This is a genomic window from Streptomyces sp. NPDC090106 (assembly GCF_044747265.1).
In the GTDB taxonomy this organism is placed as follows: domain Bacteria; phylum Actinomycetota; class Actinomycetes; order Streptomycetales; family Streptomycetaceae; genus Streptomyces.
In genome coordinates this window covers 157,705-171,221 of record NZ_JBIVDS010000002.1, presented here as the reverse complement: position 1 = coordinate 171,221, position 13,517 = coordinate 157,705, and the positions used below count along the sequence as shown (strand labels likewise).

General features: G+C 72.4%; 15 protein-coding genes. 7 read left to right on the top strand and 8 right to left on the bottom strand.

All coding sequences use genetic code 11. The annotated features are described in order from the left end of the window. Window positions 1-65 precede the first annotated feature (65 nt). Both ACIPSE_RS06230 and ACIPSE_RS06225 read right to left on the bottom strand, forming a co-directional pair. Entirely contained in the window at window positions 66-1,328 is a 1,263-nt protein-coding gene (locus ACIPSE_RS06230) for an Ig-like domain-containing protein (protein ID WP_401657987.1), read from the bottom strand. 208 nt (window positions 1,329-1,536) lie between these two features. After that, window positions 1,537-1,881, bottom strand: a complete 345-nt coding sequence (locus tag ACIPSE_RS06225) for a hypothetical protein (RefSeq protein WP_401657985.1) — start codon at window positions 1,879-1,881, stop codon at window positions 1,537-1,539. Window positions 1,882-1,991: 110 nt separating this feature from the next. On the opposite strand from ACIPSE_RS06225, the gene ACIPSE_RS06220 reads away from it, so the two are divergent. Together ACIPSE_RS06220 and ACIPSE_RS06215 are read left to right on the top strand one after the other, a co-directional pair. Beyond that, complete coding sequence (locus ACIPSE_RS06220) at window positions 1,992-2,291, top strand: LPXTG cell wall anchor domain-containing protein (RefSeq protein ID WP_401657983.1); 300 nt, start codon at window positions 1,992-1,994, stop codon at window positions 2,289-2,291. A 42-nt stretch (window positions 2,292-2,333) separates the two neighbouring features. Continuing rightward, complete coding sequence (locus tag ACIPSE_RS06215; RefSeq protein WP_401657981.1) at window positions 2,334-3,116, top strand: hypothetical protein; 783 nt, start codon at window positions 2,334-2,336, stop codon at window positions 3,114-3,116. Between the two features lie 337 nt (window positions 3,117-3,453). Here the strand turns inward: ACIPSE_RS06215 and hutH are convergent, their stop codons facing one another. The 3 genes from hutH to ACIPSE_RS06200 all read right to left on the bottom strand — a co-directional run bounded on the left by hutH (window position 3,454) and on the right by ACIPSE_RS06200 (window position 7,125). Further along, window positions 3,454-4,992: a histidine ammonia-lyase gene (gene hutH / locus ACIPSE_RS06210; protein ID WP_401659712.1), complete on the bottom strand. Its 1,539-nt coding sequence runs from the start codon at window positions 4,990-4,992 to the stop codon at window positions 3,454-3,456. A 110-nt stretch (window positions 4,993-5,102) separates the two neighbouring features. Further along, window positions 5,103-6,248: a diguanylate cyclase domain-containing protein gene (locus ACIPSE_RS06205; RefSeq protein ID WP_401657979.1), complete on the bottom strand. Its 1,146-nt coding sequence runs from the start codon at window positions 6,246-6,248 to the stop codon at window positions 5,103-5,105. Between the two features lie 82 nt (window positions 6,249-6,330). After that, window positions 6,331-7,125 (bottom strand): enoyl-CoA hydratase/isomerase family protein, encoded by a 795-nt coding sequence (locus tag ACIPSE_RS06200; RefSeq protein ID WP_401657977.1) that lies wholly within the window; start codon window positions 7,123-7,125, stop codon window positions 6,331-6,333. A gap of 196 nt (window positions 7,126-7,321) precedes the next feature. On the opposite strand from ACIPSE_RS06200, the gene ACIPSE_RS06195 reads away from it, so the two are divergent. After that, on the top strand, window positions 7,322-7,924 hold the full coding sequence (locus ACIPSE_RS06195) for a hypothetical protein (protein ID WP_401657975.1): 603 nt from the start codon (window positions 7,322-7,324) through the stop codon (window positions 7,922-7,924). 98 nt (window positions 7,925-8,022) lie between these two features. Here the strand turns inward: ACIPSE_RS06195 and ACIPSE_RS06190 are convergent, their stop codons facing one another. Both ACIPSE_RS06190 and ACIPSE_RS06185 read right to left on the bottom strand, forming a co-directional pair. After that, window positions 8,023-9,117: an adenylate/guanylate cyclase domain-containing protein gene (locus ACIPSE_RS06190; protein WP_401657973.1), complete on the bottom strand. Its 1,095-nt coding sequence runs from the start codon at window positions 9,115-9,117 to the stop codon at window positions 8,023-8,025. Between the two features lie 134 nt (window positions 9,118-9,251). Next, window positions 9,252-10,112 (bottom strand): biotin--[acetyl-CoA-carboxylase] ligase, encoded by an 861-nt coding sequence (locus ACIPSE_RS06185; protein WP_401657971.1) that lies wholly within the window; start codon window positions 10,110-10,112, stop codon window positions 9,252-9,254. A 109-nt stretch (window positions 10,113-10,221) separates the two neighbouring features. Between ACIPSE_RS06185 and ACIPSE_RS06180 the strand changes: the two genes are divergently transcribed. The 4 genes from ACIPSE_RS06180 (at window position 10,222) to ACIPSE_RS06165 (ending at window position 12,886) form a co-directional block, all read left to right on the top strand. Beyond that, window positions 10,222-11,817 carry an acyl-CoA carboxylase subunit beta gene (locus ACIPSE_RS06180; RefSeq protein ID WP_401657969.1) on the top strand — a complete coding sequence of 532 codons (1,596 nt, stop codon included), beginning with the start codon at window positions 10,222-10,224 and terminating at the stop codon, window positions 11,815-11,817. A gap of 9 nt (window positions 11,818-11,826) precedes the next feature. Next, window positions 11,827-12,036, top strand: a complete 210-nt coding sequence (locus ACIPSE_RS06175; RefSeq protein ID WP_401657967.1) for an acyl-CoA carboxylase epsilon subunit — start codon at window positions 11,827-11,829, stop codon at window positions 12,034-12,036. Between the two features lie 96 nt (window positions 12,037-12,132). After that, window positions 12,133-12,261 carry a morphogenic membrane protein MmpB gene (gene mmpB / locus ACIPSE_RS06170; RefSeq protein WP_401657965.1) on the top strand — a complete coding sequence of 43 codons (129 nt, stop codon included), beginning with the start codon at window positions 12,133-12,135 and terminating at the stop codon, window positions 12,259-12,261. Window positions 12,262-12,265: 4 nt separating this feature from the next. Continuing rightward, complete coding sequence (locus ACIPSE_RS06165; protein WP_401657964.1) at window positions 12,266-12,886, top strand: Maf family protein; 621 nt, start codon at window positions 12,266-12,268, stop codon at window positions 12,884-12,886. Here ACIPSE_RS06165 and ACIPSE_RS06160 read toward each other — a convergent pair. Beyond that, on the bottom strand, window positions 12,855-13,331 hold the full coding sequence (locus ACIPSE_RS06160; RefSeq protein ID WP_401657963.1) for a hypothetical protein: 477 nt from the start codon (window positions 13,329-13,331) through the stop codon (window positions 12,855-12,857). The two genes, ACIPSE_RS06165 and ACIPSE_RS06160, sit on opposite strands and share 32 nt — an antisense overlap. Window positions 13,332-13,517: the final 186 nt, after the last annotated feature.

The following is a 13,517-nucleotide window of genomic DNA, read 5'->3' as shown; positions in this document are numbered from 1 at the left end:
CTGAGGGCGGCCACCCCGTCGGGGTGGCCGCCCTCAGTCGTTGCGCGGCGGTGGTGCTACGGCTCTCAGACCGCCGAACCGGCCTTCCAGTCGGCCCAGTTCAGGTTCCAGCCGTTGAGGCCGTTGTCCGGGGCGACCGTCTTGTCGCCGGTGTTCTGGACGACGACCACGTCACCGACGATCGAGTTGTTGTAGAACCAGTAGCCGGCCGTACCGGTGTCGTTGGCGCCCTTGGTGTCGGACAGGCCCACGCAGCCGTGGCTGGTGTTGACGCTGCCGAAGATGGACTTGGCGCCCCAGTAGTTGCCGTGCACGAAGGTGCCGGAGTTGGTGAGCCGGATGGCGTGGGGGACGTCCTTGATGTCGTACTCGCCCTTGCCGTCGTCGTCCGTGAAGCCGACCGTCGCGCCGTTCATGCGCGTCTCCTTGAACTTCTCGGACATGACCATGATGCCTTCGTAGGTCTTGTTGTCCGGGGAGCCCGCGGAGATCGGGATGGTCTTGACGGTCTTGCCGTCCTGCGTGACCTTCATCTGCTTGGTCTTCGCGTCGACGTAGGTGACCTGGTTGCGGCCGATCTTGAAAGTGACCGTCTTCTGCTGGACGCCGTACACGCCGTCCGCGCCCTCGACGCCGTCGAGCGCGAGCTTCAGCGTGACGGTCGAGTTCTCCTGCCAGTAGTCGTCCGGGCGGAAGTCGATGCGGTTGGCGTTGAACCAGTGGCCGACGACCTCCTGACCGCTGCTGGAGGAGACGGTGATGCCCTTCTGGACGTCGGCCTTGTTGGTGATGGCCTTGTCGAAGTTGATCGAGACCGGCATGCCGACGCCGACGGTGGAGCCGTCCTCGGGCGTGAAGTTGCCGATGAAGCTGTTGGCCGGGGAGACCGTGGTGAAGGAGCCGTTCTCGTGGGCGACGCGGCCCTCGGAGTCCTTGGCCTCGGCGGCGACCTTGTAGGTCGTGGACCGCTCCAGCTGGACGCTGGGCTTCCAGCTGGTCTTGTCGGCGGATATCGCGCCCTCGACCGCGGTGCCGTCGGCGGTGGTCATCTCCACCTCGGTGAGCGTTCCCTTGCTCACGGTGACGGCGGCGGAGTTGTTGATGGAGGCGTTGTCCGACCCGTCCTTGGGTGTGATCTTGATGTCGGCCTCGGACGTCTTCTTCGCCGCCGCCTCGTCCGCCTTGGCCTGTGAGGTGTCACCGCCGCCCGCGGCGGAGTCGTCGTCACCTCCCGAGCACGCCGAGAGGACCAGCACACCACCGAGCAGTGCGGACGCGACCGTCAGGCCCCTGCGCCGCTTACCGACCGTCATCACTCGCTTCTCCATCGTCGCCGATTGCCCAAAAACCACGAGAGTTCCCCGTCAATGAAACCTAAACGCTACGACCGGTTCGTCCCGTTCCACCTCGCGAGAAGGTGTGGGGCACACCACTCCGGTCGCGCCGGGTGATACGTCTGTCGGTCCGTGCGCACCCTGAGACGACGAAACCCCGGACGGCGGTTGCCACCCGGGGTCACGATTTCCCCAAGAGAGCTCAGCCTGCCGCCACTTCTTCCTCGTCCTCGTCCCCATCATCCCCGTCGAGGTCCCACTCCGCCGAATCCGGGTCGTACTCGATCTCCTCGCTGGACCAGGAGGCCTGCACGAGCTCCACCCCGGGGACCTCCCCGACCAGGTCAAAGGGGTCGACGAGGTAGGCGAGCGCCTCGGCGGTGTCTTCCGTCACAGCGGCCTCGGCGTGCGCGCGCTCCTCGGCCGGCATCTCCTCGTCGTCCGCGATGCGCTCCAGGGCGGCACCGGTGACGGCGCCCTCGTCGTCGACCTCCACCACCAATTCCACTCGAAGCCGCACAAACCGTGAAGTCTCTTCAGTGCTCATGCACCGGAGAGTACGGCCCTTTCCTCCCGTGACTTTCCCGTGACCCGCGCCTTTCACTAACATCGCCTCACACGGCCAATTCGCCAGCGCCACAAGGGGATCGATATTCCGTGTCATCCGCTCGACGTCCGTTGCTGACCGCCACCGCGGCAGGCACCCTGCTGGGTGCCCTCTGGTTCGTGCCCTCCGCCAACGCGTCCCAGGACGAACCGGCGAGAGAGCAGGTCACGCAGCAGGCCAGGGCGACGACCGAGGAGGCCGCGGACGCCTCGGACGCCGCCGACGGGGTCCGCCTCGCGGACACAGGCAGCTTCGACTCGACGCCGTACGTCATCGGCGGCACCGCCTGTCTGGCGCTGGGCGCCGGCTTCGTCGTGTACTCGGTTCGCCGGGAACGCCTCGATTTTTGAATTGACTTGACGGCTCTTTGACCAAAACCTCATAGTCCGCTCATGAAGAGATCATCGGGGGCCCGTATAGCCGCCACGCTCTCCGTGAGCGCACTGTCACTCGCCCTCGTCACCGGCTGTTCGGACAAGGGCTCCACGGACTCCGAGGGCGGTTCCAAGGAGTCCTCCGCGGCGTCCTCCTCCGACGCCAAGGCGCTGACCTCGGCCGAGCTGGAGAAGCTGCTGCTCACCAAGAGCGACCTGACCGGCTACGAGGTCGACTCGGGCGACGACACCATCCCCCAGTCGAAGAACGACGCGAAGGCCGACAAGTCCGCCTGCGACCCGCTGGTGTGGGCCACGACCGCCCTTCCCCCGGGCGACACGGACGCGAGCGCCAGCAACGCGGTCACCTCGGTCCCCTCCGCCGCCTCCAAGGACCCCTCCAAGCTCACCGAGGACGACTTCACCGCCGCCCTCGACGTCGACGCGACGCTCGTGGGCCTGTCGTCCTACGACGGTGACGGCGCCGAGAAGGCCCTGAAGAGCGTGTCCGACGCCGTGGCGGCCTGCTCCGGCGGCTACGGCGTGACCGCCGAGGGCGAGACGACGAAGATCACCAAGGTCGCCACGGAGAAGGGTTCCGGCGCCGGTGACGCGTCCGTGGGCTACGCCACGGACGTCGACATGGACGGCGAGGGCACCACGACCGTGCACGTCGACGTCGTCCGCAAGGGCAACAACGTCGCCACGTTCTACACGATCAACCTCGCCGCGCTGACCTCCGGCGGCAAGACCGCGATCCCGGCCGAGGTCGTCCAGGCCCAGATCGCCAAGCTGAAGTAGCCCACCGGGCCGGTACCGGAGCGGGGCCCCGTCGGACGACGGGGCCCCGCTCGCGTACCGGCGGCCAGGGCCTGTCCGGCGGATCGGGCCGCTCGGGCCGGTGGCGCTTCCGTGTCGCCGGGGAGCCGGGGAGCCGGGGGCCGGCGCGTGCGGGCGCGAGGCGGAGGAGGCGTGGCCGATCCGTCGCTGCCGCGGCGGGCGACACGGTGGGGCACCTCCCGGCCGAAGGCTCGGGGACGTCGGCAGCCGGCGACAGCGCGGCCGGAGGCCCCACGCCTTCACGGCGTGGGGAGCGAGCCGGACCCCCGCGCCGACGGCACGATCCGCCGGACGGGCTCTAGCGCAGCGGGCCGGTCACCGACTCCGCCGCCGCGAGGAGGCCGCCGGTGCGGACGAACGCGTCGGCCGCCGCCAGGTCGGGGGCGAGGAAGCGGTCCGGGCCGGGGCCCTCGACGCCCGCCTTGCGGACGGCCTCGATGACCGCGCGCGTGGCCGGCGCCGGGGCGAGGCCCTCGCGCAGCTCGACGGCGCGCGTCGCGGCGTACAGCTCGACGGCGAGGACCCGGGTGAGGTTGTCGACGGCCGTGCGCAGCTTGCGGGCGGCGGACCAGCCCATGGAGACGTGGTCCTCCTGCATCGCGGAGGACGGGATGGAGTCCGCGGAGGCCGGTACGGCCAGCCGCTTCAGCTCGCTCACCAGCGCGGCCTGCGTGTACTGGGCGATCATCAGCCCGGAGTCGACACCGGCGTCGTCGGCGAGGAACGGCGGCAGGCCGTGGCTGCGGTTCTTGTCGAGGAGCCGGTCGGTGCGCCGCTCGGCGATCGAGGCGAGGTCGGCGACGGCGATGGCGAGGAAGTCCAGGACATAGGCCACGGGAGCGCCGTGGAAGTTGCCGTTGGACTCCACGCGTCCGTCGGGCAGCACCACCGGGTTGTCGACCGCGGAGGCCAGCTCGCGCTCGGCGACGAGCCGCGCATGGGCCATGGTGTCGCGTCCGGCGCCGGCGACCTGCGGCGCGCAGCGCACCGAGTAGGCGTCCTGGACGCGCGGCGCGTCGTCCTGGTGGTGGCCGGTGAGCTGGGAGTCCTTCAGCACCGCGAGCATGTTGGCGGCGCTGTCGCCCTGCCCCGGGTGGGGGCGGATGGCGTGCAGCTCGGGGGCGAGGACCTTGTCGGTGCCGAGCAGCGCTTCGAGGCTGAGGGCGGCGGTGACGTCGGCGGACTTGTACAGCCGGTCCAGGTCGGCGAGGGCCATGACCAGCATGCCGAGCATGCCGTCGGTGCCGTTGAGGAGGGCGAGCCCTTCCTTCTCGCGCAGTTCGACGGCCGCGATCCCGTGCTCGGCGAGCAGCTCGCCCGCGGGCCGTACGGTCCCGTCCGGGCCCTCGGCGTCGCCCTCGCCCATCAGCGTCAGCGCGCAGTGGGAGAGCGGGGCGAGGTCGCCGGAACAGCCGAGGGAGCCGTACTCGTGGACGACGGGCGTGATCCCGGCGTTGAGCACGTCGGCCATGGTCTGCGCGACCTCGGGGCGCACACCGGTGTGACCCGAGCACACGGTCTTCAGCCGCAGGAACATCAGCGCCCGCACGACCTCGCGCTCCACGCGCGGGCCCATGCCGGCGGCGTGCGAGCGGACGATGTTGCGCTGGAGCTGCGCGCGCAGCTCGCTGCTGATGTGCCGGGAGGCCAGGGCGCCGAAGCCGGTGCTGACGCCGTAGACCGGCTCGGGCTTGGCGGCCAGCGCGTCCACGATCTCGCGGGCCGCGGCCAGCGCCGTGACGGCCTCCGCGGAGAGTTCGATCCGGGCGCCCTCGCGGGCCACGGCGATCACGTCGGACGCGGTGACCCCCGACGTCCCCACCACCACAGTGTGCATATCCATATTCAGGAGCGTACGCAGTGAAGAGCAAGATGTCACGAGTGGGGGCGGGGTTCGCCCCTTACCCACGGCTCACGCGCCCGTCACGGCCCACGGCCCACGCGCCGTCACGGCCGCCGCCCCCGGAACCGCCGCCGCTCCCCGCGCGCCTCCCGCGAGGGCGCGTCCGCGAGCCGCACTACGGGGTCGTCCGGCCCCGACCGGCCCGCGACGACCGGCTTGGCCGCCCGCTCGGCCTTCGCCTTGTACTGCGCCGCGTCCGCGAGCCGGAACAGCCGCCGGGCGGAGCGCACGGGCCCGATCGGGTCCTCCGTGGACGCGACCCCGCAGGCCACCCCCTCCCCCAGCTCCAGCTCCGCGGCCCGCCGGCACAGTTCGTCGGCCGCCCGCACCACGTCGTCGGCGGGCGCCCCCACGGCCAGCAGACAGAACTCGTCGCCGCCGAGCCGCGCGGCCAGCGCCCCCGGCACCATCGCCCCGCACAGCGACAGCACCGACCCGAACCGCTCCAGCAGCCGGTCGCCCACCGCGTGCCCCCGGGTGTCGTTGACCCGCTTGAGCCCGTTGAGGTCGCAGACCACGAGACTGACGACGACCCCCTCCCGCCGGTGCCGCTCCACGGCCTCCTCCAGGCGCACGTCCACGGCGCGGCGGTTGGCGAGCCCGGTCAGCGCGTCGGTGAACGCCAGCCGCCGGGCCTCCTCCAGCCGCTCGGTCTGCGCGAGCCCCGCGGCGACGACCGCGGCGAGCACCGTCGCGAAGTCGGCGTCGGCCCGGTCGAAGACGGTGGCCCCGGCCGGGCGGGCCACGTACAGCTCGCCCCAGGCCCGTCCGTTCAGCACGACCGGCGCGACGACACAGCAGCCGCGCCCGCGCCGGCGCAGCGCCGCGACCCGCTGATGGACGTATCCGGGCCGGCCGGCCGAGGGCCCGGACGCGGTCTCCACCCACGCGTCGGGCTCGCCGCCGCCCGCCCAGCGCTCGTGCAGGAACTCGGTGATCTCCGGGAACCGGTGCACCGGGTAGGCCTCGGCGTCGGGGAACTCCTCCTCGTCCGGCGCACGCTCCCCGACGTTGACGAGGACCCTGAGCCGCCCCAGCTCCCGCTCCCACACGGACAGCGCCGCGAAGCTCCCGCCGAGCGCGCGGCACGCGCCGGTCGCCGCCGCGCGCCAGGACTCGCGGGGCGTGTGCGCGGCGGCCATGCCCTGCGCAAGCGTGACTACGGCCGTGAGCCGCGTGTCCTCTCCCATCCCTCCAGGCTAGGGAGGTTTCGCCAGAAAAGGGACGTTGGACGGTCACGTGGAGTGAAGGGACCCCTGGCGAGCGCCCCGGCTACTCCCCCGGCCAGTCCGGGCTCCGCTTCTCGTTGAACGCCGCCACACCCTCCGCCCGGTCCCCGGAGAACGCCACCGAGCGCCACGCGGCGTCCTCGACCTCCAGACCCGCCCGCAGATCGAGACCGTGCCCGAGCCGCAGCGCCCGCTTCGCCGCGCGCAGCCCCACGGGCGAGTTCGCCGCGATCCCGGCGCCCAGCTCCAGCGCCCGCGCCCGGTCCTGCCCGGCCTCCACCAGTTCGTCCACCAGGCCCAGCTCCCGCGCCTCCTCGGCGGCCACCCGCCGGGCGGTGAAGATCAGCTCGGCCGCCCGGGCCGCGCCCACCCGCCGGGGCAGCAGCTGGGTGCCGCCGCCGCCCGGGATCACCCCGACCGACACCTCGGGCAGCCCCACCACGGCCGTCGTGTCGGCCACGATCAGATCGCAGGCCAGGGCCAGCTCGAAGCCCCCGCCGAGCGCGAACCCGTGGACGGCCGCCACGGTCGGCACGGGCAGCTCCAGCACGCCGGTGTAGGCGCTCCGGGCGACGGGCCGCTGGCGCACCAGGTCCGCGTCGCTGAAGGAGTTGCGCTCCTTGAGGTCGGCGCCGACACAGAAGGCCCGCTCGTGCGTCGAGGTCACCACCACCGCCCGTACGGCCTTGTCGTCGCCGAGCGCCGCGCACGCCTCGGCGATCGAGCGGGCCGTCGCGGTGGACACCGCGTTCATGGCCGCCGGCCGGTCCAGGGCGAGTTCCGCGACGTGCCCGTGCCGCCTCACCAGCACGAACTCCCCGTACCGCTCCTCGCTCATGACGTCCTCCGGTTAACGCGGGTTAACAGTTCCTGTCCGGCCCGATCATCGCAGCCCGGCCCGGCGGACGAAAGGGGAGGCCCGCCCCGGCCCCGTGCGGTCCGGCTCCCCGTTCGAGTGACATCCGCCCGACCCGGGTCCGGGCGCGCGCGGCAGCGCATAGCGTGCGTGCGCGTTGCTTCGGGGAGGGATCGGGATGACGACGATGGACAGCGCGGCCGGGGACTCCGGGCCGTCCGTACCGCGTCCGTTCGGGCCGCGCGGCCGTCACCGCCGCCCCCGTCCCCGCAAGGTGCTCCTGGCCGCCGGCGGGCTGGCGCTGGCCGCGGGCGCGCTGAGCCTGGTCCGGCTGACCCCGGACCCGGGCGGCCCGGGTGCCGCCACCGCCGAGGCGGAACCCCGTATCGACGAGGGCGTCACGGACCGGGCGACCAACGCGGCGGCGACCGTCCCGGACCCGCCCCGGCCGGCGGGCCCGTCGGCGACGGCCGCGATGGGCGGGGCGAGCGCGACACCGACGCGGGGCGTCACCGTCGTGCCGCGCCCCACGGCCGCCGCGCCGCGGCCCGCCTCCTCGGCCCCGGCCCCGGTCGCCACGCCCCTCCCGAAGACCCCGCCCGCACCGGCCCCGACCACCACCGCACCCCGCCCGGCGGCGACGCCGACGCCGACGCCCACCCGGAGCAGCGCACCGGCGCCCACCCAGAGCACCCCCGCCCAGCCCGGCGGCGGCGTCTGCGTCCCGGTGATCGGCCTGTGCGTGGACCCGCTGAGGGACCGGCACGACCAGGACGACTAGGACGACTAGGACGACCAGGACGGCCAGGAGAGCCGGGCGGACACGATCCAGAAGGAAAGACCGTCGCCCGGCGGTCAACAGCCGCGGCTGACCGGGGCCTAGGAGGCGGACGGTCCGTTGCGGCGGGTCAGGAGCCAGGGCTCGACCACGCCGAGGCCGCGGACGGGGCGCTGCCACATGGGCTGGAGGCCGAAGCGGTAGGCCGGCGGGTCCTCGCCCTCCTTCTCGGCGGTCGCCGCCTCCTCCGCGGCGGCGGCCTCCGAGGCCGGCGCGTCGCCGACACGGATCAGCTCCTCGGCGAACGCGCTGTCGACGAGGACGGCGTCACGGGGAGCTATCGACGTCAGCCGGGAGGCCAGGTTCACGGTGGTGCCGAAGACATCGCCCATGCGGGTGGTGACCGTGCCGAAGGCGATGCCGACGCGCAGTTCGGGCATGGTCTCGTCGTTCGCCATGGTCTCGATGAGCCGCAGCGCGATCTCGGCGGCGATGCCCGAGTCGTCGGCGGAGTACAGCACCTCGTCGCCGAGGGTCTTGATGAGCCGGCCGCCGTGGGCCGCGACGAGGTCCGCGGCGGTGGTCTCGAAGGCCTCGACGAGCTCGCCGAGCTCCTCCTCCTCCATGCGGCGGGTCAGCCGGGTGAAGCCCACGAGGTCGGCGAAGCCGACGGCGAGACGCCGGTCGACCATCTCCTCGTCGTCGGCGGCCTGCACGACCCGCCCCGCGGAGGCGGCGAGCTGGCGGCGCCAGACGTAGACGAGGAACTCCTCCAGCTCGGGCAGGAGCAGCTCGATGATCGGGTACGTCACCTCGGTGCGGGTCATCCCGGGCTCGGGGGGCTCGGTCAGTCCCTCCAGGAAGGAGTCGATCTGCCACTCGGCGAGCCGGGCGGTGGTCTGCCCGGTCGAGCGGGCGACCTGCACGGCCATGGCCTCGCTCAGCAGCCCGGCCTCGACGAGACCGGCCAGCCGCCGCAGCGCGAGGACGTCCGCCTCGGTGAAGGCCTTGGCCTGGCCGACGTCGGCGAAGCCCATGGCCCGCCAGAAGCGGGTCGCCAGCTCCATGGAGACACCGGCGGTCCGGGCCGCCTGGAAGGGCGTGTAACGACGTTCGGCCCCGAGGATGAGCGCTTCGAGCCGCACGGCCAGCGGATGCCCGCCGGGGTCGGCGGCATCGGTGTCGTCCACGGTCACGCCTGCTGCCCTTCCGATCTGCCGCGGTCAGGTATCGACCGGCCTTCACTTTACGGCAGGTGTGCCGTAGCTCACTCCGTCAGGGGAGAACCGGTGGAAGCACACCTTCGCACCGGTCGCGGACGCCCACCCGCTCACGCCGGGCGCAGATGCACGATGTCCCCCGCCCCCACCGGTTCCTGCACGCCGTCCGCCGTGGCGAGGACCAGCCGGCCGTCGCCGTCGATCGCCACGGCCTCACCGACCAGGGAACGGTCTCCGGGGAGCTCGGCGCGGACCGTGCGGCCGAGGGTCGCGCAGCCCGCCGCGTAGGCCTCCTGGAGGCCGCTGGCGCCGGGGTCGCCCGCGGCCTCGCGCCAACGGCCGTACCACTCCTCCAGGGAGCGCAGCACGGCCCGCAGCAGCGGGTCACGGTCGGTGCCGACGGCGCCCGCGAGCGCCAGGGAGGCCGCCTGCGGCACGGGCAGCTCGTCGGCGCGCAGGCTCACGTTGACGCCGACGCCGACGACGACGCCGTCCTCGCCCGCCCGCTCCGCGAGGATGCCGCCCGCCTTGCGTTCCTCGCCGCCGACGGTCACCAGCAGGTCGTTGGGCCACTTGAGTGCCGTGTCGACGCCGGCCGCGCGGGACAGCCCGGTGGCCACGGCCACGCCCGTGAGAAGGGGAAGCCAGCCCCAGCGGCTCACCGGCACCTCGGCGGGCGTGAGCAGCACCGAGAAGAACAGCCCCGAGCGGGCGGGCGCCGTCCACCGCCGGTCCAGCCGGCCCCGGCCCGCGGTCTGCTCCTCGGCGACGAGCACCGCGCCCTCGGCGGCCTCACCCTTGGCCGCGAGGGCCGCCAGATCGCTGTTGGTGGAGCCGGTGCGGGCCACCACGTCCACCGCGCGCCACAGGCCCCCGTCCCGCACCAGCCCGCGCCGCAGCGCGGTCGCGTTGAGCGGCGGACGGTCGAGGTCGGACCAGCGGCTGTCGTCTGAGGCATCTCGCGGTGTCATGCAAGCCACCCTAGGTGTGTTGAATGCCGCACAGCCGATCGGTGACCCCGCCACTACTCTACGGATGAGTAACCGTCCCCCCTTTGAGCAGGCAGGGAGCCGCAGGCCGATGTCCGAGCCGGAAGAGATCGACATCCACACCACCGCGGGCAAGCTCGCGGACCTCCAGCGCCGTATCGACGAGGCGACGCACGCCGGCTCCGAACGCGCCGTGGAGAAGCAGCACTCCAAAGGCAAGCTGACGGCTCGTGAGCGGATCGAGCTGCTCCTCGACGAGGGCTCCTTCATGGAGTTGGACGAGTTCGCCCGGCACCGCTCCACCAACTTCGGCCTGGAGAACAACCGGCCCTACGGCGACGGCGTCGTCACCGGGTACGGCACCGTCGACGGGCGTCCCGTGGCCGTCTTCTCCCAGGACTTCACCGTCTTCGGCGGCGCGCTGGGCGAGGTCTACGGGCAGAAGATCGTGAAGGTCATGGACTTCGCGCTGAAGACCGGCTGTCCGGTCATCGGCATCAACGACTCCGGCGGCGCCCGCATCCAGGAGGGGGTCGCCTCGCTGGGCGCGTACGGCGAGATCTTCCGCCGCAACACCCACGCCTCCGGGGTGATCCCGCAGATCTCGCTGGTCGTCGGCCCGTGCGCGGGCGGCGCGGTCTACTCCCCCGCGATCACCGACTTCACGGTGATGGTCGACCAGACCTCGCACATGTTCATCACCGGCCCGGACGTCATCAAGACCGTCACCGGCGAGGACGTCGGCTTCGAGGAGCTGGGCGGCGCCCGGACCCACAACTCGGTGTCCGGCGTGGCCCATCACATGGCGGGCGACGAGAAGGACGCCATCGAGTACGTCAAGCAGCTGCTGTCGTACCTGCCGTCCAACAACCTCTCCGAGCCGCCGGTGTTCCCGGAGGAGGCGGACCTCGCGCTCACCGACGAGGACCGCGAGCTGGACACGATCGTGCCGGACAGCGCGAACCAGCCGTACAACGTGGTCACGGTCATCGAACACGTCCTGGACGACGCCGAGTTCTTCGAGACGCAGGCCCTGTTCGCGCCGAACATCGTGACCGGCTTCGGGCGGGTGGAGGGGCGCCCGGTCGGGATCGTCGCCAACCAGCCGATGCAGTTCGCCGGCTGCCTGGACATCAAGGCGAGCGAGAAGGCGGCCCGGTTCGTCCGCACCTGCGACGCGTTCAACGTCCCGGTCATCACCTTCGTGGACGTCCCCGGCTTCCTGCCCGGCGTCGACCAGGAGCACGACGGCATCATCCGCCGCGGCGCCAAGCTGATCTACGCCTACGCGGAGGCCACGGTCCCGCTGATCACGGTCATCACCCGCAAGGCCTTCGGCGGCGCCTACGACGTCATGGGCTCCAAGCACCTGGGCGCCGACCTCAACCTCGCCTGGCCGACCGCCCAGATCGCCGTGATGGGCGCCCAGGGCGCGGTGAACATCCTGCACCGCCGCACCCTCGCCGAGGCCGAGGCCGCCGGGGAGGACCTGGAGGCGGTGCGGGCCCGGCTGATCCAGGAGTACGAGGACGCGCTCCTCAACCCCTACGTGGCGGCCGAGCGCGGCTATGTCGACGCCGTGATCACACCGTCCGACACCCGCCGTCACATCGTCCGCGGGCTGCGTCAGCTGCGCACGAAGCGGGAGTCCCTGCCCCCGAAGAAGCACGGCAACATCCCCCTCTAAGGAGCCGCTGTGGTCATCAAGGTCGTACGGGGCAACCCGACCCCGGAGGAGCTGGCCGCCGCCCTGGCGGTGGTCAGGGCCCGCGCCGCGGCGGCCACGGCCCCGCCACCCGGCGCGGAACGTGCCAGGGACGCGTGGTCGGACCCGGCGCGCATCGCCGCGCACCGGCTGCCGCAGGCGGGCCCGGGGGCCTGGGCGCGCAGCTACGGGCCGCAGTAGCGCGACCGGGATCGCGGACAGTCACCGGAATCGCCGGCGCCAAGTTGAGTACCCGTACTCAGGCGCCGGCGCAGGCCGTCCGCGCACCCTGGAGGCATGCTCTGGTCCGACCCCGAAGACGAACCGCCCGAGGAACTGCGGGACATGCAGGCGATGCTGCGCAGACTGGGCGTTCTGATGGCGTTGGCCATGGTCCTCGCGATGGTCGTGGCCGGACTACGCTGACCGCATGACCGATCAGCCGCACCGCCGCCTCGTCCTCGCCTCGCAGAGCCCCGCCCGGCTGAACCTGCTGCGCCAGGCCGGCCTCGCCCCCGAGGTCATCGTGAGCGGCGTGGACGAGGACGCCGTGACCGCCCCCACCCCCGCCGATCTGGCGCTGGCGCTCGCCGAGGCGAAGGCGTCCGTGGTGGCCGCCCGCCCGGAGGTGAGCGGCGCGCTGGTGATCGGCTGCGACTCGGTCCTCGACCTGGACGGCGAGGCGCTCGGCAAGCCCGCCGACGCCGAGGAGGCCACCGCCCGCTGGAAGTCCATGCGCGGACGCGCCGGGACCCTCCAGACCGGCCACTGCGTCTACGACACGGTCACCGGACGGTACGTCTCCGCCGTCGCCTCGACCGTCGTCCGCTTCGGCGAGCCGACGGACGGGGAGATCGCCGCCTACGTCGCCTCGGGCGAGCCCCTCCACGTCGCCGGCGCGTTCACCCTGGACGGCCGCAGCGCGCCGTTCGTCGACGGCATCGACGGCGACCACGGCAACGTGATCGGCATCAGCCTGCCGCTGGTGCGCAGGCTGCTGGGCCGACTGGGCGTGGGCATCACGGAGTTGTGGGCGCCGCGCCAGGCGTGATCCCGCTGTCGGGCACGGGCGCCGGCTTGTCCGGCACCGTGTCGCGGGGCTCCGGCCGGCCGTCGTAGGTCATCAGGAGCAGCACGATCAGGGCGAACACGACGACCATGTAGCCGAACTCCGCGGGGCCGAGCAGGCCCCAGGCGAAGGCCCCCAGCAGCGCGTGCACGACGGCCGCGCTGATGAGCAGGACACGCCCGAGTCCGGCGGGCGCCCGGTCGCGCAGCGCGACGAGCAGGGCGACCAGCCCGCAGAAGCCGAAGTAGAGCCCGAAGACGATCCCGCCGATCTTCGAGGACACGGACATCATGCCGGGGTCGAGGCCGGCCAGGGACATGTCCTGGCGGTCGACGACCACTCCGAGGAACCACTGGACAGCCGCTATGCCGAGTGCCTCGACGAAGAGCAGCACCGCCACGATCCACGCCACCGGCCTGCGCACCACCGGCCCCCACCCACCTTCAAGCCGAGCTCTTGTTACTCGAAGTACGTTCGATACGACGCGAACGCTACTAACGGGTAAACCTTGAGACAAGGGTTCCGTCAACGGCAAAGAATCATTGGGCCATTCGTAGGGACTCCACAAAGAAACGGAGTGGCCCGCAGCACGTGATGACAGAGACCTTGACCA